Origin of the sequence: Domibacillus mangrovi (genome assembly GCF_001906925.1) — a bacterium.
GTDB lineage: Bacteria > Bacillota > Bacilli > Bacillales > Domibacillaceae > Domibacillus > Domibacillus mangrovi.
The window spans coordinates 72,067-97,460 of sequence record NZ_MRWQ01000002.1 but is presented as its reverse complement, the minus strand read 5'-3'; the positions used below and the strand labels follow the sequence as shown (position 1 = coordinate 97,460).

Genomic DNA, 25,394 nt, shown 5'->3' with positions numbered 1-25,394 from the left:
ATATATAAAGTCAACAATATAAATGGGCATACGATATTTATATGAAGGAACAGCTTCAAATCGCCATCAACCGGCAGCAGATGGGGCAGCCGTCACTCGCTTTTCAAACATGGATTTTGAGTGAATGGGATAAAAGGGGAAAGATTCCAGTCCGCTATATTCGTACAACCCGTTTACCCGCTGTAGAAGAAGAATCGCTTGAAGTCTATCTGTACCTGGCTGAATATTTCCGACAGATTGAAGAGGATCCACATGCTAAAGAGGTAGAAACATACGTACATAAGCTAGTTGATGAGAAAAAGCTTAAGCAGGTTCATTTTTTTGAATGGCAGCTTTACGAAATAATGAAAGAAGGTCATAAAGAAGATATCTCAAAATAGAGACAAATTCTATTTGCTTTCCCCGAAAACACCGCTTCTTTGGAAGTGGTGTTTTTTTGTTTTATATATTGGTCACGAATAAGGCCATTCTTCCCACCTGCTCATTGGACTGAACCCTTCATAATTCCTTGATGCTAGAGTCTTCTCGCCTAAAACGATAAATAATTTCATGCGGCATTGTTAGTGGTTGCTAAATGTGAATGAGCAGCTTTTTCGATATACTAGTGGAAAATGTTATTGAAAAGGGGATACCATGGTGGGGAAAATTTTAGTCGTAGACGATGATAAAAATATACTTGAGCTCGTAAGTGTCCACTTAACGCAGGCGAGATATGAGGTACTGAAAGCAGAAAACGGAATACAGGCACTTGAGATTTTGCAAAATGAATTTCCTGATATAGCTGTAATCGATGTCATGATGCCGGGGATGAACGGTTTTGAGTTAACAAAGAAAATTCGTGAAGAACAGGATATCCCTATCTTACTATTGACCTCAAAAGGTGAATTAGAGGATAAGGAACAGGGCTTTCTTGCGGGTTCGGACGATTATCTGGTGAAGCCGTTTGAACCTAAAGAACTTTTATTTCGCATCTCTGCTATTTTAAGACGTTATGATAAGCCGACAGATGCGATCCTGCAAGTTGGATCTGTGACGATTAACCGTAAAAGTTTTGAAGTAACAGCAGGCCCTAGTACGTTATTCATGCCATTAAAGGAATTTGAAGTTCTTGCATTACTTGCATCCAAGCCAAATCAAGTATTTCAGCGTGCTGCAATTATGGAGAAAATTTGGGGCTATGACTATGAAGGTGATGAGCAAACGCTTAATACGCATATTAAACGAATTCGTAAGCGACTTGTAAAACTTGCAGGAGACGTTGAAATAGTCACAGTACGGGGTGTCGGCTACAAACTAGAAGTGTGTAACTCATGAAATCCTTGTATGGAAAATTCATGCTGACGACAGCGTTAATCATGTTGCTTAGTTCGATTGGCGGGTTTTTGTTGACGAACTCGTATTATCACCGCGTAATGAAAGAACGCAATGACGAGAAAAATGTTGAGATCGCTGAGACGATTGTTGCTCATATTGAACAGGCCCCCCAACTCGATTTAGCTAATTATTTAACGACAATTGGTGGCATTGGGTATCAACTTTATGTTGTGGATGAATTGGGTAAAGAATTTTTTTATGGGGGTGAATACCGTGTAAAAGATTTAGATAATTCATCTGTGAAAAGGGTGCTTGGGGGCAATATTTATCATGGTATGAAGAATTTTCCGCGAGAGACGTTTGTGACAGGGTTCTTCGCCAATGAAATGTCAAATACGATTGGTGTCCCATTTAAATATGATAACAAGCAATATGCACTCTTTATTCGGCCAGATATTAATCTTTTATTTAGCGAGGTCCATACAATCATGGGGGGGCTCATCATTGCTACTGCTCTTTTAAGTTTGCTTGCAATGTTGGTGGTAGCGAAAATGCTCATTGTACCCATTACTCAATTAACTGTCGCTACAAAGCGTATTACAAATGAAAATTATGATATGCAATTGAAAATAGATCGGCAAGATGAGATTGGCCAATTAGCGGCCAGTTTTAATACGATGATGGGGCGGCTTCAGGAGAATGATAAAATGCGCAAGGAATTCATCAGTAATGTTTCTCATGATTTTCAATCACCATTGCTGAATATTCAAGGCTATGCGGGTTTAATTAAATCAGCCAATGTATCAGCTGAAGAACGTGAAAGATATGCGGACATTATTCAATCAGAAACCAATCGCTTATCAAAACTAACGCGTCAGCTTTTGCTAATAACATCTTTGGATCAATCTTCTCGAATAATGAAATATCAAAATTACCGGCTAGATGAACAGTTAAAAGCATGTGTCAATAAATATCGCTGGCGGCTCGAGGTAGAGCACATTAACTTATGCATGACAATGGAGCCGACCATTTACCGAGGTGATGCGGCTTTATTTGAAAATGTTTGGGATAATTTAATTACAAATGCGATTAAATATAACCGTTTAGAAGGTGAAATTCACATTACATTGGAAGTGAAAGATCATTATATTGAGGTGATTGTGCAAAACACAGGTATAGGAATTTCAGAGTCCGAACAAATGCAACTATTCGACCGTTTTTACCGAGCGGATGCGTCGCGTACACGAGAAGGGACAGGTCTTGGGTTATCAATTGTGAAACAGATTGTCGAGTTGCATAAAGGTGAAATTCATGTCACGAGTGTGCCAAATGAAGAAACTACTTTTACTATTAAATTACCTCAATTGTAATGCAGGGTTCATATAGAGTTCATGTTGACAGAGTAATCTAATTACCATAGTAATAAAAAATCTATGGAGGTTAGAAAAATGGAAGCGAAATGGAGTTTAAGATTAATTCGTCTAGCGGCAATCTTTGGCTTATTGGGGGCAATACTAGGTTCACATATGGCAGGTTCCGGCAGCTATCAATTCCGCCCAATCCATGCTCACATTTTAGTTGTAGGCTGGTTATCAGTCTTTGCGTGGGGCATGTTCTACCGGGTGTACAAAATTAAATCTTCAAAATTAGTCGCAACTCATGGATGGACGGCAGTAATTGGCTCAATCGGTTTAACAGCAGGTATGTGGTTAAATGCAATACAACCATTTAATGTGAACGAAACATTCGCCTTACTATTCTACATCGTTGGTGGAGTGATCTTATTAATAAGTTTCGGATTATTCATCATCACCACGTTCATGATAGATAATAAGGAAGATAAGTGAACGTAATGAAATTCCTAAAAGAGAAAAAAAGATGGCTTGCTATTTTGTTATGCTGGCTAATTGGAGCAGCTGCACTCTCTAGCTTTGCCCCTGGAGCAAAAGAACAAACCTCTCCCAACAAAAATGCAGGTTTGCCTGAAACGGCTGCGTCTATTCAAGCAGAACAAGCGTTAAAAGAATATTTCCCTTCATCTGAAGGTGTCCCATTGTTTGTCGTTGTTCATGACAAAGCCGGTTTAAAAGACAACGATGTTGAAAAAGCAATTACTCATATTGAAAAAGTAATGAATGAGGCAGAAGAAGAGTTAACAGTTGTCCCGTTATCTAAAATGCCGCAACAAGGACGAGCCTCGTTCTTTTCAGAAGATAAAACCACTTTCTTCTTGCCAGTATTATTTCCTCAAGGCATGGAGAACAAGGGTGTTAAAACTAAGTTAGATGAGCTGAAAATAGAAATAGCAAATGAGATTCCAGTTCATTTGGATACATATTTCACAGGTCCTGTAGGAATCGTTGCGGATACGTATGAAATGTTTTCCAAAGCAGACGTTGTGTTAATCCTTGCAACAGTCGGTTTAATCTTCGTTCTTTTAATCGCTATTTATCGTTCGCCATTATTAGCATTTATTCCGTTAATCGGTGCCGGTATTGTCTACACGATTGTAGATAAATTAATAGGATTGATGGGGAAATATGATTGGTTTGCAATCGACAGCCAGTCTTTATCGATTATGATGATTTTACTGTTTGCGATTATTACGGACTACTCCTTGCTGATATTTGGACGTTTCAGAGAAGAATTGGAAAAGGATTTACCTACAAATGATGCAATGAAACACGCAGTGAATTTTGTTAAAGAACCTGTCTTCTTTAGTGGGGGAACGGTATTTTTAAGTATGTTGACATTGTTCTTTGCCGTTTACGAACCTTACCGTGGCTTTGCGCCTGTGTTTGCTGTTGCGGTAGCCTGTATGTTAATCGCAGGTTTAACGTTAATGCCGTCATTATTTGCCATTGCAGGTGAAAAATCATTCTGGCCATCAAATCCACGTAAGCGCGCTATTAAACGTGCAAATAAGGAAAAATTCTGGTATAAGCTTGGCCGTTTCGTAACGGAAAAGCCATGGATTTCATTCATTCCAATCGTGATTGTGTTAATTTTCTTTACTTCGATGATCAGACAGACTAATTACTCGTTCAATTTGCTGGACTCCTTCCCACAAGAAATGTCGTCCATTCAAGGATACAATCAATTAAATGATTCTTTCTCTGCGGGGGCGATCGCTCCAAGTACGGTCATTATTAAAGCAAAAAAAAAATTGTCACAAGAGCAGGTTCAAAATTTAGTAGACGAATTAGATCATCTGGATAGTGTGTCTAAAGCAGAAGTACAAGGTGAGCCCTACGCTAAAGATCATCAAAATGTGGCGAAAATCAATCTTGTGTTGAAAAATAATCCATATACTGAAAATGCGTTTGATGATATTGAAAATCTTCGAGATGATTCGAATAAAATATTAAAAGCGAGTAATATTGACGGTGCCAAGCTATGGATCTCAGGGGAAACTGCACAAAATGCAGACATTCGTAATGCCAGCCATGGTGATGAAATCCGGATTATTAGTTTGATGACGGTATTAATCATGGTTATGCTTGGTATCCAAACGCGTTCATTATTAGCACCCGTATATATGATGGCAACTATTCTTTTATCATTCGGAGCGGCACTTGGATTTACTGTATTCTTCTTTCAAGACTTGCTTGGTTACGGAGGTATTAGTTATCGCATACCTTTGTATACATTTGTGTTTTTAGTAGCCCTTGGGGTCGATTATTCAATTATGTTAATTTCACGCATTCGTGAAGAAAAAGAAAGATTACCAATCAAGGATGCTGTTCGTGAGGGTATAGGTAAAACAGGAGGGGTCATCTCTTCTGCAGGTTTAATCTTAGCTGCAACCTTCGCCGTTTTGATTACTCAACCGGTAATGGAACTGCGGGTATTCGGATTCGCCGTTGCTATTGGCGTCATTGTCGATACATTCATTGTTCGCCCAATCGTTATCCCTGCATTGATTGTAATATTAGGTAAATATAGTTTTTGGCCTAAGAAAGTAAATTAGATGGAACTAAGATTAGCCCTCAGTCAAAATGGAGGAATAGTAGGATAACGTATTTGAAACTTTTTAGAAGATGATTGAAACAACAAAAAGATTTACTTGATTCATTATCCGGACGTACTTATTTTGAAAAAATGGTTTTATATGTACCAAAAGGTGGTACTTACTGCTATAATTTAAATTAAAATAGTAGGGGGACTTACAATGTCTAGTACTGAAGATATGAAAAATGAGAAGCAGCAAATGGAGAGCATTCTATCTGCTCTCAATGATTCTAAAGGTCTTGAATTTATCACGGCTGAACATGGTGTTTACACTCTTATATCAAATGGGATTCCAATGGAAAATGTTGAAGGGTACGATGATGCTTACTTCACCTTTTCGCATTCAAAAACTAAATACAAAGTGACCATGAAATCCAATGAGAATGACCGTTTCCAAATTGATAAAATAGAGGTCATTTGATTCGCATGTTATAGAGAATAAGAGACAAAGCTATAAAACGTAAAGAACACACTTATAGGATGGATGTCCACATGAAAAGATCACTTCATTAGAAGGTGGTCTTTTTTATTTCTTTAGGTGAGTAGAAAAAAGTAATATCTTAGTCGACTAAAAACAGAACCAAAATAGGTGAACCTTTATGCAAAGGAATACGTAAGAGGACATAGGTGCACAGGTTACTAAAGTACAAGATACAAAGCGGTATTGGTATTAACATATGTGTGTACTTAAGCTCGTTAGCCTGTTTGGAGAGATTAAGAGGGATTAGAACAGGGAACAGAGAAAACGAGGTGCAACAATAAATGGGATTGATCCTTTGCTACTTAATTGTATCCCTCTATCAAGTACGATGTTTTCACTTGTCATTCAGTTAGTTGCATCGCAGGCTAAAAATAAGGAAATGGCTTCAACTTCATCTGTTTTTTCCATAAATAAAAGAAGATTGAACATGATGCTTCCCTTTAATTTGGGGAATCGAAATTAAATTAATGTAGAAAAATGTCGTTAGTTTGAATTTTCAAAAAAGTAAAATATGAGCAATTTGCATGTTATACTACTTGAAAGCGCATACATGTTTTAAAAAATCCAGATGAAATGAGTGAACGACTATGTTATTAGAAGACTTGATACATCGTTTTGAAATAGTGAAAAAGCGTAACCCATTACATGCTAATGAATTACTGGATTATATTCAAAAAAGTTATATTCAAGGGGAATTATCTATTGTTGAATATAAAAATCTTTTTTTTGAACTGGACAAACGTGGAGCGAAAAAGCCAAGTGCGTTTTTTGGAGAAGTAAGGCCTGATGATTTTGAAGAAATCAAATTGAGTTCTAGCATTTAACAAATCAAAATCGAATATTAACGGACAAAAAGTGACCTTCATCATCTGGAATTCCGAAAGTAGATAAAAAACAAGCGCCAGTCCTTATTGATAAGGATAGGTGCTTGTTTAGTTGTTCGGGAAAGAATGGAAATTGACGATCCATATAGCTCCCACCGTTGTTGAAATGGCCAACTCACACATCACCTAGCTTATGAATAGTTTATCCCGCATTAACGGGCAGTAAGACCCCTTCTTCAAGACTTCGAAAAGAAAAGAAGAATAAGCAGGGGATCAACTGCCCGTAAAAGCCCGATTGGTTCGGGTCGGCCGAAGCCGGTCACTCAGGTATTGCCGCAGGACGCGGCGCTTTTTACCTGAGTTCCTTTTTATTCAGTGGGGCTAAGAGGAAGGCAGACTAAGAACATCACGTCCTGTGACAACGTCTGCATAATTCACATCGTGTGAACCTAACCCCCACTGAATGAAGTCTCACTTTATAGGAAATTCTTAAATGAAGATGATGGTATCTGATGTATCTTTTGATGATGTTACGCTCAAAAAAAGATTGCGTCATATTCGTTAGTCATGTATAGTTATTAAAACCAAGTAAAATACTTTGTATAGGGGGAAATTAGAATGACAACGAAGCAACTATTAAAAGTAACAACGAGTGGAGAATGGGAAAACGGTGTAAAGACATCTATTTCTATCCGTGATTTCGCACCGTTTATTGTAGATGAGCCGAAAAGTTTAGGAGGAACAGATGAGGGTCCGAATCCCGTTGAATTGGTGCTTGCTGGATTGACAAGTTGCACATCGGTAACAATCGCTTTTGTTGCAAAAGAGCAAAAGTTTGCTTATGATGCCGTTCAATTTGAAAATGAAGGTACACTAGATTTACAGGGATTTGCAGGGGTGAGAGGTGTGAAGCCACATTTTGAAACAGTTCATGTTGATGTCTTTTTAAAAACGGAAGAAAGTGAAGAGCGCATTGCTGAATTAAAAAGAGAAGTTGAAAGAAGATGCCCTGTTTTAAGTTTGTTAACAACAGCTGGAGTCGAGGTAACATCAAACTGGGTAAAAAAATAAAAAATGTGTAAATTAATGAATAATTAACATTTATTTATCTTTTTGGTCATTTAAAAAGTTTTTCTATCTCGTATGATGAAACAGTGAGACAAATAAGATTTATTATAAGTGAAAAGAGCTTTCGTATGAAGAAGCTTTTTTTTCTTATAGATATTTCTAGTGGGAAAGCTGTCAATATGATGGAATAGACGTAATTCAATATGAGGACGCGCGAAGGAAGTACTTATAATCTCCTCCTAGTAGACAGATAAAAGAATAAATACCTTTATCGTCAACTTAGGAGGGGATCTATCGGTGGGTCTAGTACTAAAATATATCTTCTATGCTGAGTGGCAAGGCTATCACGAAGAGGATAAAGGTACCTCCGCTTGCTGATAGACAGGAAACTGGATGGAGAAGCATGTTCCTTTACCTACTTCACTTGTCACTTCGATCAGTCCATTCATGCCTTTTACAATACTAAAGGCTACCATCATCCCAAGCCCGGTTCCTTTATCTTGTTCCTTTGTTGAAAAATAAGGCTCGCCAAGGCGATTTAACTGATGTCGTGTCATACCTATACCTGTATCTTGTATGTCAATTTGAACATTGGACTCATTTGAGAGTAAGCTCAGCTGGAGTTTCCCACCATTCGGCATGGCCTCTATTCCATTTTTTAATATGTTAATTATACCTTGTTGTAGTTTACTTCTTTCACCTAGAATGGAATAATCTTTCTGTTTGTTAAAAGTGAAGCTAATTTGAACAGCATTCATATTAGACAAAGGGGTGATGATTTGAATTATAGATTGAATTACCTCAAGGACGTCTACTTTCTCTACCATGACAGGCGCAGGTTTAGCAAATGTTAAATAATGATTAATGATTTCTGTTGCCCGGTCAATCTCTTGTATAGCGATCTCTAAGTATTGTTTTCCATTTTGCATGGATGTATTTTCAGATAACAGTTGCATGAAACCTCTGGCTGTCGTTAATGGATTCCTCACCTCGTGAGACATACTAGCTGCTAGGTGGCTAACAATCTCTAGTTTCTCAGATTTTCGCACGAGCTCTTCTGTTCTTTTTCTTTCCGTGATATCTTCATAAATGCCAAAAACACCAATCATTTTTTTGGCCACTAAAACTGGGACAAACGTGATCGTATAGTCGATAAAGGAGTGTTCTCCCACTTCAATCGTTGTTTCAAAACTTTGAGGCTTTCCTTGAAGCGCTCTTTCAAAATACTGTGTTGAATATAATTTTTTTAGCTTAGAAATCAACTGATCTTCCCGCTCATTTGTCCAACTTATTTTAGCGTGGTTTATATGTGAAATTTCTCCTTCCATATCAAATAAAACAATCGTATGCGGATGGTTTTCAAAAAGGGAACGATACCGTTGTTCACTTTCTACAAGCATCTTTTTTGTTTTTTCTAGTTGGTGCGTTCTGCTTCCTACGATCTTTTCCAAATGAGTATTTACATAAGATAGCTCTTCATTTTTTATAGATAATTGAACCGTTCTTTCCTTCACTTTGTATTCCAATGTTTCATTTAAATGTTTAATATTACTCAATATTTTATCATTTTCATAGAGTATAATCGCATGTCTGATCATAATAAAGACCAGTACAGCGATGAAGCTAATAAAGATAGTTAATAATTCATTTTTTTGAAAAAAAGCGACTACAATCAAAATAATAACACTTATATAAGGAATAATCAGCCGGCTTAATTTGAAAACGGTCTGTTTTTTAATCTTATTTTCATCGTTCTTTTTATCTGCCCTTTTTTCGAAAAAACTGGATAATCCTATGATTAATATGGCCATACTCCATAAAGGTTCTATTAAAGTAAACGGTTCTAGTCTATTAAATATGGATTGATAAAGCCAAATAGAGTCAACTATAACGTATAGCATCATGCCGCTTAATTGTAGTAAAAATAATTTAAGAGGAAAAAATTTCTGATAAGATAAATAAACGAAAATGATCGCTACCAAGGTGCATAAATAACTAATGGAGAAGCTGAAAGAAACAATTATATAAAACAAAGAGAATTGTGAATCGAACAAAATCGGTTTAAGCAAGTACACCCAACTGACCGTGAATAAAACAGTGACAACGATGCATGCTTCAAACCATAACTGCCAGATGCGGTATTTTTCTTTGTCTGTGTATACTTTATAAAGCAAGGCGGATAAGTACAACAATACATTGATGATCCAAAACAAATCCGCCCATCCAGGAAAGATGTAGACAGGTCCTGTCTGAAGGTCATATCTCCATAATAATTGCGCTAGAAGAACACTAAAGCAACTCATCAGTAAGATGAGCCAATACTTCCTTTGCTCTCTTCGGACACTTTGAATATTCATATAAATAAAGAGAGCTGAAATTAAAGGGGCAATCAATGAAAAAAGGCCACCGCCGAAATATTTTAGTTCTTTATCATTCCAAAAGTAAAGAAGCCATGCATAGTATGTTAATGAGTAAGCAATCACCATAAATATAGCGATTTTTATTCTCTTTTGTTGAAGAAGCATCCGTTATTCCCCTTTTATATAGACAATTTAAAGATTATAGACATGAAGTAAATATACCTAATCTATTTATTTATAATAAAGCATCATGTGTTGAAAGAGCTACATAACTTTCGAAAAATTTAAAAAATTATTCTGAACGACAGGAGAAAATGAAAATTGTTGAAAAGGAATGTTGGAGAAGCCATCGTGGAAAGATACGATGGTCTGTCTTTTGGCAAGCAGCTGGGGGATTATTAAAGCCGGAAAAAGCCGAGGAGACCTCGGCGTCAAACATAAAAATAACATAGCAAAACACTTCGTACAATAACAGTATTACCAATAAAGGGAGGTTTATACAAAAAGTTAAAATTTATCCTGATATACAGTTACATCTCAAATAGAGCTTTTTAACATCTGTTATGCAGTTGTATTTGAATAATCAGTTTGTCTAACTCTTCGCTATATTTAAGTGTTTCCATACATCCGAGACCACGGGACGTTCCAGTAGAAATCAGTAAATGACGTAATTCATTAATTTGAAAGTTCAATTCAGCTAAGTGCTCATGATTAATCAAAATGAAATCTCCCCTGTTTATTTTTATATATTCACCACATAAGACAGGGTTAAGCATAAAATATCTTTTCATTAAAGAAAATAGGTTCGACAAAAGTTCTATAAATGTTACACCATTATCTGTGGAAAGAGAAAAAAAGAAAAGAGCTAACATCCTAATTGGTTGTTAAAAGGGTGCCCCACCACTCTAGTTTCACAGATCTAGAGAGCTTGGATAAAAATAACTAGTATATAAATTAACTGTGGAAAATAGTGATCAAACTGGATACAATGTAATTTAATAACAATTTTATCCCGCATTAACGGGCAGTAAGACCCCCGCTTCAAGACTTTGAAAAGAAAAGAAGGATAAGCGGGGGGATCAACTGCCCGTAAAAGCCCGATTGGTTCAACTAACATTCAGTGGGGGATGAAGAAAACCCCCACTGAATGAAGTTTCACTTTATTGTTGTTTGAGATAGTCAGTTGGAATTGAATTCATGAAATGAGTCTTTTTTTAGGAATAAGGATATTTGTTCAATACAATTTTGATGTAAAGATGGTACAATTCAATTTATAGAAAAGAAAGAATATTCTTAATTCAGTCTGGGTATCAGGAATAAAAATATATAGAGGAGAAAAGGGAAATGATATGACATTTAAAAAGAAACTGTTTATCGCTTTTGGTATTATTTATGGGATCGATGCTCTTCTTCATGTTTTTATTGGGACAAGGATGACTAACTTTACTCAAGAGTTAGATAATTTTACTGAAAGTAATGAGGTACTTATGTATGCGAACATCATTCAAGATGGATTGAATGAATACAGCAAAGACTCGAGAGATCTAATTGCAAATCCACCTGAAGACCTTCAAGGTAAAATTGAGATAGATAAGGATAAACATCTTCAAGATGTTTATCTAGCGATCAATTCCCTAGAAAAGTTGGGTAAGAGCGAAGAATCAGAAGAAATAGTGAAGAATTTAAAGGCAACGATGAGAACGTATACCGAAATAGATAAAGAAATAGCTGCATTCATACAAGAAGGAAATAATGAAGAAGCAGCTCAACTTTATTGGTATAAGGGCCGAGAAAGTATGAACAGTATGAATGAAGTTTCCTCTCAACTAAAAAACATAGAGAAAAATATAGCCAATGAAAATTCAATCGAATTAAATGATACTTATAATCAAGTTACTAAAGTAACTAGAGCATATGTGTCTATATCTTATTTGCTTGGATTATCAATGTTACTTTTTATTTTGTGGAATGTGACGGGTAGACTGAATAAGATCAATTCAGTCATGTCGGAAGTTAATTTTAATAGCTTGAATAAGTTACCTCGTATACATCTTAAAACAAAAGATGAGATTGGAAAAATTGCTATTTCGTTCAATGAAATGGCGGAAGCACTTGAAATGCATACAAGGCAGGAAAAAGAATTAAAATATGCTGCAGAAAAACAAAGCTGGTTAAAAACAAAAATTGCTGAAATTGCGACCATGTATCCTGGAATAGATAATGTAGAGACGTTAGCTCACATATTCATTACGAAAGTCACTCCTATGGTAAGCGCAGCGTATGGCGTCATTTATATAAAGGAAGATAATAAGTATAACGGAAGCTTTCACAAGCTAGCTGCTTATGCTGATAACCATGAAAATCAAAAAGAGGTTGGAGCTAGCAGCTTTCATTTAGGCGAAGGAATCGTTGGTCAGTGTGCATTAGAGAACCGCATGATTTCACTCAATCAAATTCCAAAAGACTATATAAAAATTACATCTGGCCTAGGCTCAGCCCGGCCATCGAATATCCTTGTTCTTCCTGCAGAATTTCAAGGAGAGGTATTGGCTGTTATTGAATTAGCCTCATTTGAACCGTTTAATGAACTAGAGGAAATGCTGCTGCAAGAGGTCATGAGCAATCTCGGCACGAACATAAAAAGTATTTTAAGACATATGCAAGTAGAAAAGCTGCTTCAAGAATCACAGGCGTTAACGGAAGAATTGCAGAGCCAATCGGAAGAACTTCAATCCCAGCAAGAGGAGTTAAGAACCGTTAATGAACAGCTTGAAGAGCAATATGAACACTCTGAACAGAAGACAAAAGAAGTCGAAAAAGTAAAAGACATTCTGGAAGAAAAGGCGAAGCAGTTAACGCTAAGTTCACAGTATAAATCGGAATTTTTGGCCAATATGTCTCATGAGCTGCGAACGCCTCTTAATAGCTTGTTAATTCTGGCTCAAATGCTCACGGATAATGTGGATGGAAATCTTACTGAAAAACAAGTAAGTTACGCGAAAACAATCTACTCATCGGGAAATGATTTATTGCATTTAATTAATGACATTTTAGACATTGTGAAAATTGAAGCAGGAAAAACAGAAGTGATGTCTAAAGACGTAGAACTGATTAATGTGAAAGAATTTGTGGAGGCGCAATTTACTCCTGTTGCCCGTAAGAAAAACATTAAATTACATGTTCAGCTTGCTTCTGATTTGCCGGAGGTTATTCATACAGATGAACAGCGATTACAGCAAATTTTGAAGAATTTATTATCCAATGCATTTAAGTTTACTGAACATGGTGCTGTAACATTAACAATAGAAAAAGCAGAAAAAGGGATATTTTCAAAGGAGCAAGAAGATGTTATCCCTCATTCAAATATAGAATTTGTCTTTTCCGTTAAAGATACAGGAATTGGGATTGCCACAGAAAATCAGAACATTATTTTTGATGCATTTAAACAAGCGGATGGGACAATCAGCCGGAAATATGGAGGAACCGGATTAGGGCTTTCCATTAGCAGAGAACTCGCTCATCTATTAGGTGGTTTCATTGAAGTCGAAAGCATAGAAGGATATGGAAGCACATTTATGTTATATTTGCCTCATCATCAAAATATAGACAGGAAGGAAATCGCTATTTCTGAATCAGAGGCAGCTGTAGCACTTCTAGAAAATTCAAGTACTGGGCCTGTTGCTTTGGCGGAGTATCCATTCCAGGGTGAAGATTCTTGGAAACAGGCAAAAGGAAGAAAAGCATTGCTAGAAGGTAAGAAAATACTCGTGGTGGATGACGATATGCGTAATGTCTTTGCTTTAACAACTGCGCTTGAAAGTTATCAAGTTGAAGTGCTGTTTGCGGAAAATGGAAAAGATGGGATTACCGTTTTACAAGGGAACCCAGATGTAGATCTCGTTATTATGGATATTATGATGCCCGAAATGGATGGATTTGAGACGATTCGAGTAATCCGCCAATTACCGGAGTTCCAAAGTCTTCCGATCATTGCCCTGACGGCTAAAGCAATGAAAAATGATCGAAAAGAATGTATTGAGGCCGGTGCCTCCGATTATATTAGTAAACCAGTCAATTTAGATCAATTATTTTCGATCATACGAGTATGGCTATACGGATAGGCGGGCATTTAGTATGAGTTATGGAGTGATGGTACAAGTTGAATAGTCATGGAGATCAATCACACAATAGGTTAGAAGAAATTGAGATTGACTTATTACTTGAAGGGATTTATCGATATTACGGATTCGATTTTAGAAACTATGCGTTGCCCTTTTTAAATAGAAGAGTTTGGAATCGGATTCGCGCAGAGAAAATTTCCAGCATTTCAGTTCTACAGGAGAGGGTTCTTCATGATCCCTTTGTGATGAAAAAATTATTTAATGATTTTTCGATTAATGTAACAGAAATGTTTCGTGATCCAAGCTTTTTTTTATCATTTCGAACGAAAATAGTCCCTATTTTGAGAGAGTATCCTTACATTCGTATTTGGCATGTCGGTTGTTCTACTGGAGAAGAGGTCTATTCGATGGCCATCCTTTTGCACGAAGAAGGATTGTATGAAAAAACGAGAATATATGCAACTGATATGAACGAAAATGTATTAAAGATTGCAAAAGATGGGGAGTTTCCTATCAATAGAATGCAAATATATACTAAAAATTATCTTGCAGCAGGGGGAATAAGGGCTTTCTCAGAGTATTATACAGTGGAACATGACAAAGCTACATTTCATTCGTTTTTAACGAAAAATGTTGTCTATGCACAGCATAATTTGACGACAGACGGCTCATTTAATGAATTCCATGTGATTATTTGCAGGAATGTGATGATCTATTTTAATAAAGAACTCCAAAATCATGTATACAAACTACTTCATGAAAGTTTAAGCATATCTGGATTTCTTGGTTTAGGCAGTAAGGAAGGGATTAAATTTACAAGCATTGCAAATTATTATGAGGAAGTTGATTCATTTGAAAAATTATACCGTAAGATCAAATAATTCTTTATCAAATCAAGTCGGACCAATCGCCATTGAAGAGAAGAATTATGAAGGAAAAGATCAAAAGATTAATATTCTAATGGTTGACGATCATCCGGGAAATTTGCTGGCGTTGGAAGCAGTGTTAAACTCCTCTGATTATAACTTAATTAGTGCAAGTTCTGGTGAAGAAGCATTAAAGTGCGTGCTTAAAAAGGACTTCGCTGTTATTTTATTAGATGTACAAATGCCCGGATTAAATGGGTTTGAAACAGCTAAGCTTATTAAGGCTAGGGAAAAATCTAAGTATATTTCGATCATTTTTATTACGGCGATTAATCAAACGACGGAGCATGTTTTACAAGGGTATAGCCTCGGGGCAGTTGACTATATATTTAAACCGTTTCATCCTGAAACGTTAAAATTGAAAGTTCAAGAGTTTGTCAAGATTTATCAAAATCATGAACAAACGAAGCGCCGAAGTGAGTTACAGCGTCAAGTTGAACTTAAGGAAGTAAATAAAAAATTAGAAAGCACTACGTTTGATTTGCGTAAAAATGAAGCGCTGGCAAGGGTCATTGGTGAAACCTTGCTGGATACTATTATTACGTTTGATGATCAAGGCTATACGTTATCTGTCAATCCTGCTGTCAAAGAGATGTTTGGCTATTCAATGGAGGAAGTGCTCGGTCAGCATATTGTGAACCTTCTACCTGAAGTGAAGTACAATAATTCTGAATCGACCCCACTGCAAATGGATTCCATCAAAGAAAGTACAGGTCAGCTTCTTGAAGCTGTTGCCAAACATAAAAAAGGGGGAGGGTTCCCGGTTGATATTCAAATTGGTGAAGCGATCATCGAGGATGAATATATTTATGTTTGTTCAATTCGTGACATTACAATTCGAAAAAACATGGAACAAGCAAAGAAACAACAGTATAGGCTTCTCGAAAAACTAGTAGAAGAACGAACACAGAAGCTTTCACTAGCCAATGAAAAACTTCGAAAAGAAATTGATGAGCGAAAAAAAGTAGAAGAGGATCTTCGTTTATCAAAAGAACATTTTTATAAAATATTTGAATCGAGCCCATGTTTAATTGAGATACGATCATTGACAGATGGAAGATATATAAATGTGAATCCAAGTTGGTTGAATTATACCGGTTATCGTTATGAAGAGGTTGTGAATCAAAACACATCGGTCTTATATATTAGGCAAAATCCGAATCAAGCGAAAAAAGAGAGTTATAGTTTGAAAACGACAGATCGTATTCGAAATGCAAAAATTCAATATCAAACGAAATCCGGAGACGTTCATGAGGGCTTATTATCGACTGAGATTTTTGACATTCAAGGTGAAAGCTGTATCCTGAGTGTTATCACAGATATTACTGAAAACGTTCGATTAGAAAGTGAGATGGCACGTCTAGATCGTTTAAATTTAATTGGAGAAATGGCTGCAGGCATCGCTCATGAAATTAGAAATCCGATGACGACTGTCAAAGGCTTTTTACAATTATCAAAAAGTGATCCAGAACCTTTCAATATTGAGTATGTTGATTTAATGCTTGGAGAATTAAATCGAGCCAATTCAATTATTACGGAATTCCTTAATTTAGCTAAAAATAAGGTGAGCTATAAAACACTTCAGCCTCTTAATCCTATTATTGAAGGGCTATATCCATTAATACAGGCGGAGGCTTTGTTATCAAACAAGTCGATCTCGCTTCAATTAGGTGAATGCCCTAAAACGTTCCTCGATGAAAAGGAAATCAGTCAGTTGATCTTAAATCTATCTTTAAACGGTTTAGAGGCAATGAATGCAGGGGGACAGCTCCTTGTAAAAACATATACAGAAAATGAAACAGTTGTTTTAGAAATACAAGATCAAGGCTGTGGAATAAAACCAGAATTTCTTGACACGCTTGGAACGCCTTTTTTTACAACAAAAGAGACGGGGACGGGACTTGGATTAGCAATCTGTTACAGTATTGTCGAACGCCATAATGCCGTCATCGATTTAAAAACAAGTGAGCAAGGAACGGTCTTTTTTATACGGTTTCACGAAATAGAAAATATAAAGGTGTAAAGTAGGAATCTAGGTATGAATACTACTTTAAAAGGCTCTGTAATGAGGGGCAGAATGACTACCTTTTTAATCATTTTTGAAAGCGCAGACAATTTACTTTTAAAAAAGGAATCAGGGATCAGCAACTCTGATTCCTTTTTTGTTATTTTCAAGAAAATGAGTGCATGTATGGGAGAGGACTTGCTGCTCGGATGATAATAACAGAATAATGGCGGATTTCCGCATATAAAAATGAAATTATGGGTATCAAAAGAGAGAGAAGATAGATGTCCCGGATTGGACTAGTCCGTGGAGTGGAGGACTTGCTTATGGAAAAGATGAATGGTGGAATGTGGGCGTCGCTGTCAGCAATCGGTATTGCACAAGGGATGAAAATTTTGACGCATAAAAAGCTAACCGGGGAATGGGATTTGAAGCAGGCTTTCACGACGGGCGGCATGCCGAGTTCGCACTCTGCAGGTGTGGCGGCGCTGGCATCCTATGTGGCAGCGAATAAAGGCTGGCGGCATACGGAAACATCGCTTGCGACAGTGTTTGGTGTAATTGTGATGTATGATGCGCAAGGAATTCGGCGTCATACAGGTGAAATTGCGAAGCTTGTGAACAATCTTGAAGATAATCTGGCGAAGTTTTCTGGTGAATTTCCAAGTTTTGAGTATGTGGAGCGTGAGAAAAAGCTAAAGGAACTGCTCGGGCATCAGCCAGTGGAAGTGGGGGCTGGTGCGTTGCTAGGTGTTGTACTTGGGCTTGTTTCAGCGAAAATGGAAGGCGGACCGAAGACCAAAATCAAGCTGTCGGAATGTGGTGGCAGAGCGCATTAACCTAAATGTTAAAGATGTTTTAAAATTTAAAAGGGGCTGTCGACTTTGTCGACAGCTGAATCCTATTGTTGAAAATGTTTTTTGTATGTTAAAAAAGAGAAATTATTCCCTCCGCATCATTGCATCTTCTACCAAGTGATAGTAATGGTTATGCAAAATATGTGATTTATAGGTTTCTAATTTTTTCCCATCAATTCTTGACACATTAAACTCTTCTTTAAGTTTTTTTACATACCATCCTTTGGACCCTACATGTGCCATTATGATTCCCCCTGTCTATTTACATAATATGCATGTATAATCGTACAGGGTTCCTTCGTTTTCTCATCGTCAATTATTAAGTTGACACATCTATCTAATCATAAGAGCACAGGGCATTTTTTTGAAGTCTGAAATCGTTAAGTTGATCCTTAGACTTTAACAAAAAGGATTTGAGATCGTTTTATCGATGATCACACGGTGTGTTTAGATCCGATAATTCATATCGTATCCAATGAAGAAGCAATTGTAAAAGAAATGCATGTTTAAGGTGACCAAGTGAAAAAGATTCTGAGATTGATTTGAGTAGTTCAGGGATTAAAGAGGTAGTCATATATAATAACAATATAAAAAAAGCTAGGATGCCCCTGACTATACGAATTCAAAAAGGACTATTCGAATTTGAGGTGTGACGGATAACCGTCGAATAATAACAGTATGCTCATTTAAGAAAAATGTATAAAAAAGTTAAAGAAATTAATTTTGCAATTGGACTTGAATAATTAATTTGTCTAGTTCTTCGCTATATTTTAGGGTTTCATTACTACTAAGACCATTGGTTATGCCGGCAGAAACCATCAGATTACGAAGATCATTAATACGCATAATTAACTCATCGAAATTATCTTTAAATTGCATTATGAAATCCCCCCTATAAACTTAACTATATTAGGAGAATTATAATTTATTGTACTTAAAAAAGAAACAATTTTTTGTAATAATCAAAATATTTAAAATGGAAAGAAAAAAAGCCGAGAAATCCCCGCCTATAAGAACTGAAAAGGGCATACTTGCGTAAAAACAGTGTAACTAATTTAATTAACTAATCAACTTTTTACACTAGAATAATCAGTCAATAATAGACCTAGTTTATCCCGCATTAACGGGCAGTAAGATCCCTTTTTCAAGCTTTCGAAAAGAAAAGAAGGGTAAGCAGGGGGATCAACAGGTGTTTTATCATAATAATATATGATGTAACGAGAGGATGGAAATCGGTATACTTTTCCATGATTTTTTTGGAAATAAGGGGAATAAAATGTATATAAACATTAAAAAAGCTTATTCTCAATCTTAATGAATAAGCTTTTTATATTTGTTAATAAGATATTCGTTAACCCATTTTGTTAGGATGAAGACTTTTTCCAATAGTAAAAGGCAATTAAATTGCCGTACCATAACGGACCAAATAGAAGCGCGATACGTGTATCGGGGAAAAAGCCCATCATTATAACGACAAAACCTAAAAAAGCGAGGGTTAAATAAGAACTATAAGGGAAGAAAGGCATTTTGTAATAGAGTTGTTTTTGATTTTCCAGAGGTAAACGTGTACGGTAACGAATTTGAGCTATTAAAATAATAGCCCATGTCCAAACAGCCCCAAATGTAGCGATACTGGTCATCCATATAAATACTTTCCCTGGTACTAAATAGTTAAGAGCCACTCCGACTAATAAAGCTCCTGAAGAAGCAAGCACGGCAGCACTCGGTATTCCGATTTTGGATAACTTCTTATATTTAGCCGGTGCTTCACCTTGTTGAGCCAAATTAAACAGCATACGGCCTGTACTAAAAATACCGCTATTACAAGAAGAGAGAGCCGCAGTCAGCACGACAAAATTTACGATACCAGCGGCACCGGGTATTCCTACTTTGTTGAATGTTAGGACAAAAGGGCTGCCTGTGCCAAGCTCGGTCCAAGGATAGATCGACATGATCACAAACAATGCTCCGACATAGAAAACAAGAATACGCCAAAAAACAGTGTCAATCGCTTTGGACAATGATTTTGTAGGATTTTTGGCTTCTCCTGCTGTAATCCCGATCATTTCTATACCTGCGTAAGCAAACATGACCATTGACAAGGACATGAAAACACCTAAGTACCCATTTGCGAAAAATCCGCCATGAATCCATAAATTATGGATCCCTGTAGCGATGCCACCATTACCAATGCCAAACATAATCATGCCAAACCCAATCGCAATCATGAATAAAATGGTGATGACTTTAACAAGCGTAAACCAAAATTCAAACTCGCCGTACATTTTTACCGCCATGAAATTTACGGACGTTACAATAATTAATGCAGAAAGAGCCCATATCCAGCGTGCAATATCAGAAAACCAGTACTCCATATAGATCCCAACTGCAGTGATTTCGGCCATGCAAGTAATAATCCACATAAACCAGTAATTCCATCCCGTTATATATCCCGCAAGAGGCCCTATATAATCGTGTGCATATTGACTAAAAGATCCTGCTACTGGGTTTTGGATCGCCATTTCTCCAAGTGCACGCATAATAAAAAAGATTGCAATTCCGCCGATTGCATAGGAAAGTATAATAGCAGGTCCTGCTAACTTGATCGCCGTAGCAGAGCCTAAAAATAAACCAACTCCGATCGCAGCTCCTAAAGACATTAATGTAATATGTCTTTGTTCCAGTCCGCGTTGTAATTCTATTGGCTTTTCGTTTTTTTGCATAAAGACCTCCTCATATTTTGCTATATCACTAAAATAGAAGACTAAAAATAAGTGAACTTTGCACACTGCCTCTTACCTGTATGGTTATGCGGCGATTGTGATAGTATTCTAAACCGTTTGATGAAAAGAATCAGGGTTAATTTTTATACAGCATAGTCCTCCAGCGAATGGGAAACCTACTACCATCAGCATACGATGATGAAATTATTGTGTGGAGGGGAAGAGAATGAACAGAAAATATGGTGTGCCCTTTATATTCCTTGTGTGTGCGTTAGTATTGACGTTGGGCGCTATACTTAACGATAATACTCGAGACGTGTATGTAAAGCCTGATAGTGAAAATGTCATGACAACTTTTGCAGAGGTCCGTAAAGATGCCCTCTATAAAAAAATTCAAGCCTACAGTGAAAAATATAATATGGCGCCGATTGATGCAAAAGTCGACAGCGTATGGAAGGCGATACCTGGGTACAACGGATTAGAGGTAAATCGTAAAGCAAGTTATCAAAAAATGAAAGCAAGCGGTGGTTTTGACGTAACCAAAATCGTTTATAAGGAAGTTTCACCAAATGTTCATTTGGAAGATTTAGGACCCGAACCGATCTATAGAGGCAACCCGGAAAAACCGATGGTGGCTCTGTTAATTAACGTCGCCTGGGGCAATGAGTACATCCCGAAAATTCTTAAAACGTTAAATGATCTTCAAACGAAGGCAACGTTTTTCTTTGATGGTAGTTGGGTGAAAAAGAATCCCGATCTAGTTCAGACGATTCGTGAAGAGGGTCATGAAATTGGCAACCACGCTTATAGTCATCCTGATCTCAACCAACGCTCTCAAGAAGAAACAATGGATGAATTGAAAAAAACGAATGATGTCATTGAAGAAACACTTGGTATAAAGCCGAAGTGGTTTGCTCCGCCAAGCGGAAGTTTTAATCAAGTAACGGTGAATGTCGCGGATCAACTTGGCATGAAAACGATTTTATGGACGGTCGATACGATTGATTGGAAAAAACCAGCGACTTCGGAAATGGTTAGCCGAGTAGTATCAAAAGTGGAGAACGGCTCAATGGTTCTAATGCATCCGACAAAGCCTGTTGCAGAAGGGCTAGAGTCCATGATAACGGAGATTCAGGCAAAAGGGTACGAACTAGGTACAGTCAGTAATTTGATGAGCGAAAAACGTATTGATGCTCAAGTAGCTAAATAAAACGCAGTCGTATTGTTAATGCATTCAAGTGAGTTTTCCCGTGTCATATGCAATCTGCAAAATTTCATAACAAGTACTTTAACAAACCAAAATAAGCACACATGAAAGTGTGCTTATTTTGGTTTGTGGCAAAAAAATGATATTAATTTCCCCCTATTGAGCCAGGTGTTATATTTTTTCCATAAAATATTTCATCCATTTCGTGATGCAATTTTTTTGTTATGTCTTTTATTTCATCATCACGTAAATCTTTTTTCGTGTGCCCGAATAAGTAATTGTCTAAGTCAAATTTTCGCAATTTACATTTGGTGTGGAAAATATTTTCTTGATAAATATTTACGTCAATCATGTCATATAGGTGTTTTATCTCTTCTGGGATGTAGTTTTGGATGGAACTAATGTCATGGTCAATAAATAACTTATTGCCGTTAATATCCCTCGTAAAGCCGCGAACGCGATAATCCATCGTCATAATATCTGTATCAAACGAATGAATCAGATAATTTAATGCTTTAAGTGGTGAAATTTCTCCACAAGTAGACACATCAATATCTGCTCTAAATGTGCTGATACCTTCATTAGGATGGTATTCTGGATACGTATGAACGGTAATATGACTCTTATCTAATGCCAATACAACAGATTCCGGAAGAGGACCAGGTGATTCTTTGAATGCTTCTGTCGGCGCTTCTGCAACGGGTCCTTCTGAAATCAATAAGGTCACACTAGCTCCTTGAGGTACATAGTCTTGCTTGGCGACATTCAATACGTGCGCGCCAACAATATCGGTAACACTTTTTAAAATATCGGTTAATCGGTCTGCATTATATTGCTCATCTATATATTCGATATAGGCTTCGCGTTCTTCTTTTGACTTGGTCCAGCATACATCATACATATTAAAACTAAGCGTTTTTGTCAGGTTGTTAAAATCGTGTAATTGAATACGTTTGTCCGGTGTTGTTCCCATCATTGTCCTCCCTGATATTTAATTTCATCATTATATTTTGAATTGCGAACGAAGGACTTGTTTCATCCTTACATCTTATTATGTTACCCAGCTATTGTATAAAGAAACAATCTTTCTTAAGATGTACAGGCTAAGAAATTGATACTAATGATTATTCAGCCGTTATTTGATGGGAATGCTTCCTGCCACATTGCGCTTGGCAATGCGTATACAGCGGGGCTACAAGATGGAGATAGTATGACGCATGAGGATCGGGATGCGGTTGGCATTAATTCAAGCTTCGTCCATTATGACTTGATGATCGATCGGTTAGGCAGACTTGAGTATCAAGGGAGAATGTCAGGACGGAACGCTTGTGCAGATTTTTGAAAAAGGGAAGTGGACGAATGTGAAGGTCGTTCCTTGTGTGACAGAGGAAGAGTTCGAAACGTTTGTATTGTTCTTTTTTCGGAACTGGTCAGCCTTTGGTGACGGATTTACGGTGATGGAAATAATCGGAATGTTGTATATGATGCTTACACAAACGAAGACGCTGCTCTTATGAACGTTCTGACGTGAAAGAAGTGCGCTTCCATGTGTATCGTCATGACACGTATGTTCACCGGCTTTATCAGAAGTTTGCTAGCGTTGTGGAGGAGCAAGAGGATAAGGATCAATATGGCTACAAAGATGTTTTTGCTGTACCATTTGGAGAGTTGAAGGAGTTTCTAGAATCATTTTAATAGGCAGTGGGGTTTCTTTTATCCCGCATTAACGGGCAGTGAGACCCCCACTTCAAGCCGTCGAAAAGAAAAGGAGGATAAGCGGGGGATCAACTGCCCGTAAAAGCCCGATTGGTTCAACTAACATTCAGTGGGGGATGAAGAAAACCTCCACTGAATGAAGTTTCACTTTATGCCGCGACTAGTCATGAAACATAACTACTTTAAAGAAATACCGCCCTTCTCTATCTGGCGGGCAGCATCGTTAAGGAATAGGCAAGTCAATCATGCTAAGAAGGTGTTATACGGCTTGTATTTTCTTTTTTTCGTATTCCAATTCAAAAAGGGCCCTTACGATAAAATCAGCGGTTTTGTTGGCCATTTTGTAAACGAGTGAAAGGCGTGTGCATTGAAGAACTTGCAAAGGAAGAAACCCTCCTGTATTGACAATCCCTGAAATGCTATAATCTCCGATAGGCGGAAGGTCTTTTTGAACCCCTGATCCTGGTTTCATGGGTCCTTTTTTGAGTTGAATAGTTCCTATATAGTTGGATGAGCCAAGGCAGGCATCAATGGCAATAACGGTTGTATTTTTGTGATTTTGCTGAATTTGTTGAACTGTTTCTGCCAAGTTTTTAGCGTGAACGGGTTGATCCAAACAGCCATACACCGAGACATGAGTATATTTTCTGATGAAAAAGTTTTCTTTTAGCTTTGATCCGACAAACGGGCCGTAGCTGTCCCCAGAAGAGCGGTCAGAACCAATGCAAACGAAGACCATCTCTTGTTTATCCGCGATAATACGCTTTAATTCGTTTTTCATATGGTAAACAAATAACGCTTCATCTGCAAATTGCCTCATATTTCAGAAACCACCTTTTCTTTTTATTTTGCAGAAAGTCTGCTGATCTAAAATCATTTGATCTTTTCACTTTATTACGAGTGGACCATAGTATTCGTTTACTCAAAAAATGAAACCTTTTATATTTTTCACAATAAGATAAATCTTTATCCAGAGTTTTAGGGGAACATGATCATGCGGGAGTAGCTGTTTTATGTGAAACAGCCAAATATTTAGTCCTATCTAACTTTAATAGGAAAGAAAAAAATATTTTTACGGTGAATAAAGGGGAGTTTATGCAAAAAAAACCGAATAATTCTTCGGATGTAAAAGGAATTAGAAAGGGTATATACGCAGGAACAATGTTACATAATAATAGTTTAATCAATCGAGAGAAATTTATACATAAAAATTGAAATTTTTTTCGCCCCTCCTTTTTAGCTTTATCTAACTACTATTTAATACGTGCCGGCTATAAGTCATTATTTTAGACTCTATAAAAAAGTGAAACAAATTCAATTGGGTTTTCATGTGATTTTTTACAGTTTTGAAGAAGCCATTCAATTGATTCTAGAAGGAAAGAATGCTCATCATTGTTGTCAGCAGAAAAGAAAGAACGCTATAAATACGAAGAAATCAACGAAAAAACGTACTGAAAATGCTCTTTATTAAGCGATGAATTTGAAAGAGAGTCATGATGAAGAGACAGAAGAAATGAAGTAATACTACTATTTTAGACCTATTATATCCATGGTATAATATACCGGCATACTTGTTGACTTTCGAACTTCAATAGCTATAATCAAGGTATAGTTTGACAAATACAGTTCTTTTTTGACAAATGAATTAAATGAAATAAGGATGGAAGCGATGAACATTCATCTGTATATGGGCATTTTAGATGACTGGGAGCGAGTAGTGCAACCGACTCTGCTATTTTTCACAGGTCGGTTTTTTGTGTATCCGGATAGAGAACTTATCT

Annotated in this window: 23 protein-coding genes and 1 riboswitch; of the genes, 16 read left to right on the top strand and 7 right to left on the bottom strand. The window is 36.9% G+C overall.

All coding sequences use genetic code 11. The features are described 5' to 3' along the window. Positions 1-41: 41 nt before the first annotated feature. From BLL40_RS03220 to BLL40_RS03185, 8 genes are all read left to right on the top strand, one after another. The gene (locus tag BLL40_RS03220) at positions 42-380 is read left to right on the top strand and encodes a hypothetical protein (protein ID WP_073710486.1); all 339 of its coding nucleotides are present in this window, start codon (positions 42-44) and stop codon (positions 378-380) included. Between the two features lie 253 nt (positions 381-633). Then, entirely contained in the window at positions 634-1,314 is a 681-nt protein-coding gene (locus BLL40_RS03215; protein WP_073710485.1) for a response regulator transcription factor, read from the top strand. Then, positions 1,311-2,684, top strand: coding sequence for a sensor histidine kinase (locus BLL40_RS03210; RefSeq protein WP_073710484.1), 1,374 nt, complete (start codon positions 1,311-1,313; stop codon positions 2,682-2,684). The genes BLL40_RS03215 and BLL40_RS03210 overlap by 4 nt, the downstream gene beginning before the upstream one ends. A 78-nt stretch (positions 2,685-2,762) precedes the next feature. Next, a complete protein-coding gene (locus BLL40_RS03205; RefSeq protein ID WP_073710483.1) occupies positions 2,763-3,161 on the top strand; it encodes a hypothetical protein in 399 nt (132 codons plus the stop codon). Between the two features lie 5 nt (positions 3,162-3,166). Beyond that, on the top strand, positions 3,167-5,284 hold the full coding sequence (locus BLL40_RS03200; protein WP_073710492.1) for an MMPL family transporter: 2,118 nt from the start codon (positions 3,167-3,169) through the stop codon (positions 5,282-5,284). Positions 5,285-5,485: 201 nt separating this feature from the next. Next, positions 5,486-5,746 (top strand): hypothetical protein, encoded by a 261-nt coding sequence (locus tag BLL40_RS03195; protein ID WP_073710482.1) that lies wholly within the window; start codon positions 5,486-5,488, stop codon positions 5,744-5,746. Between the two features lie 647 nt (positions 5,747-6,393). Next, positions 6,394-6,630, top strand: a complete 237-nt coding sequence (gene yppF / locus BLL40_RS03190) for a YppF family protein (protein ID WP_073710481.1) — start codon at positions 6,394-6,396, stop codon at positions 6,628-6,630. A 618-nt stretch (positions 6,631-7,248) separates the two neighbouring features. Then, positions 7,249-7,701: an OsmC family protein gene (locus tag BLL40_RS03185; protein ID WP_073710480.1), complete on the top strand. Its 453-nt coding sequence runs from the start codon at positions 7,249-7,251 to the stop codon at positions 7,699-7,701. A 341-nt stretch (positions 7,702-8,042) separates the two neighbouring features. Here BLL40_RS03185 and BLL40_RS03180 read toward each other — a convergent pair whose 3' ends face one another. Both BLL40_RS03180 and BLL40_RS03175 read right to left on the bottom strand, forming a co-directional pair. After that, positions 8,043-10,223: an ATP-binding protein gene (locus BLL40_RS03180; protein WP_073710479.1), complete on the bottom strand. Its 2,181-nt coding sequence runs from the start codon at positions 10,221-10,223 to the stop codon at positions 8,043-8,045. A gap of 386 nt (positions 10,224-10,609) precedes the next feature. Continuing rightward, the gene (locus tag BLL40_RS03175; protein ID WP_083566243.1) at positions 10,610-10,834 is read right to left on the bottom strand and encodes a Spo0E family sporulation regulatory protein-aspartic acid phosphatase; all 225 of its coding nucleotides are present in this window, start codon (positions 10,832-10,834) and stop codon (positions 10,610-10,612) included. A gap of 573 nt (positions 10,835-11,407) precedes the next feature. Here BLL40_RS03175 and BLL40_RS03170 point away from each other — a divergent pair. The 4 genes from BLL40_RS03170 to BLL40_RS03150 all read left to right on the top strand — a co-directional run bounded on the left by BLL40_RS03170 (position 11,408) and on the right by BLL40_RS03150 (position 17,949). Further along, on the top strand, positions 11,408-14,179 hold the full coding sequence (locus BLL40_RS03170; RefSeq protein ID WP_073710478.1) for a response regulator: 2,772 nt from the start codon (positions 11,408-11,410) through the stop codon (positions 14,177-14,179). Positions 14,180-14,217: 38 nt separating this feature from the next. Beyond that, complete coding sequence (locus tag BLL40_RS03165) at positions 14,218-15,060, top strand: CheR family methyltransferase (protein ID WP_073710477.1); 843 nt, start codon at positions 14,218-14,220, stop codon at positions 15,058-15,060. After that, the gene (locus BLL40_RS03160) at positions 15,032-17,128 is read left to right on the top strand and encodes a PAS domain S-box protein (protein ID WP_083566237.1); all 2,097 of its coding nucleotides are present in this window, start codon (positions 15,032-15,034) and stop codon (positions 17,126-17,128) included. Before BLL40_RS03165 ends, BLL40_RS03160 begins: the two co-directional genes overlap by 29 nt. A 308-nt stretch (positions 17,129-17,436) precedes the next feature. Continuing rightward, positions 17,437-17,949, top strand: coding sequence for a divergent PAP2 family protein (locus BLL40_RS03150; protein WP_073710475.1), 513 nt, complete (start codon positions 17,437-17,439; stop codon positions 17,947-17,949). 102 nt (positions 17,950-18,051) lie between these two features. Here BLL40_RS03150 and BLL40_RS03145 read toward each other — a convergent pair whose 3' ends face one another. From BLL40_RS03145 to BLL40_RS03135, 3 genes are all read right to left on the bottom strand, one after another. Then, positions 18,052-18,210, bottom strand: a complete 159-nt coding sequence (locus BLL40_RS03145; RefSeq protein WP_073710474.1) for a DUF2639 domain-containing protein — start codon at positions 18,208-18,210, stop codon at positions 18,052-18,054. A gap of 474 nt (positions 18,211-18,684) precedes the next feature. Further along, a complete protein-coding gene (locus BLL40_RS03140) occupies positions 18,685-18,846 on the bottom strand; it encodes an aspartyl-phosphate phosphatase Spo0E family protein (protein WP_073710473.1) in 162 nt (53 codons plus the stop codon). 485 nt (positions 18,847-19,331) lie between these two features. Next, positions 19,332-20,690, bottom strand: a complete 1,359-nt coding sequence (locus BLL40_RS03135; RefSeq protein WP_073710472.1) for an amino acid permease — start codon at positions 20,688-20,690, stop codon at positions 19,332-19,334. Positions 20,691-20,916: 226 nt separating this feature from the next. Here BLL40_RS03135 and BLL40_RS03130 point away from each other — a divergent pair, with 226 nt between their 5' ends. Beyond that, positions 20,917-21,900 carry a polysaccharide deacetylase family protein gene (locus BLL40_RS03130; protein ID WP_073710471.1) on the top strand — a complete coding sequence of 328 codons (984 nt, stop codon included), beginning with the start codon at positions 20,917-20,919 and terminating at the stop codon, positions 21,898-21,900. A gap of 142 nt (positions 21,901-22,042) precedes the next feature. Here BLL40_RS03130 and speD read toward each other — a convergent pair whose 3' ends face one another. Continuing rightward, complete coding sequence (speD, locus tag BLL40_RS03125) at positions 22,043-22,870, bottom strand: adenosylmethionine decarboxylase (protein WP_073710470.1); 828 nt, start codon at positions 22,868-22,870, stop codon at positions 22,043-22,045. A gap of 147 nt (positions 22,871-23,017) precedes the next feature. On the opposite strand from speD, the gene BLL40_RS03120 reads away from it, so the two are divergent. From BLL40_RS03120 to BLL40_RS17310, 3 genes are read left to right on the top strand one after another with little or no spacing between them, the layout of a single operon-like run. After that, complete coding sequence (locus BLL40_RS03120; RefSeq protein ID WP_073710469.1) at positions 23,018-23,239, top strand: aminopeptidase; 222 nt, start codon at positions 23,018-23,020, stop codon at positions 23,237-23,239. Next, complete coding sequence (locus BLL40_RS03115; RefSeq protein WP_073710468.1) at positions 23,226-23,414, top strand: hypothetical protein; 189 nt, start codon at positions 23,226-23,228, stop codon at positions 23,412-23,414. The genes BLL40_RS03120 and BLL40_RS03115 overlap by 14 nt, the downstream gene beginning before the upstream one ends. Positions 23,415-23,424: 10 nt before the next feature. Beyond that, positions 23,425-23,592: a hypothetical protein gene (locus BLL40_RS17310; protein ID WP_159434183.1), complete on the top strand. Its 168-nt coding sequence runs from the start codon at positions 23,425-23,427 to the stop codon at positions 23,590-23,592. Between the two features lie 280 nt (positions 23,593-23,872). Here BLL40_RS17310 and yyaC read toward each other — a convergent pair whose 3' ends face one another. Then, the gene (yyaC, locus tag BLL40_RS03110) at positions 23,873-24,433 is read right to left on the bottom strand and encodes a spore protease YyaC (RefSeq protein WP_073710467.1); all 561 of its coding nucleotides are present in this window, start codon (positions 24,431-24,433) and stop codon (positions 23,873-23,875) included. A gap of 833 nt (positions 24,434-25,266) precedes the next feature. Then, positions 25,267-25,351: riboswitch (cyclic di-GMP riboswitch) on the top strand. The last annotated feature ends 43 nt before the right edge of the window (positions 25,352-25,394 follow it).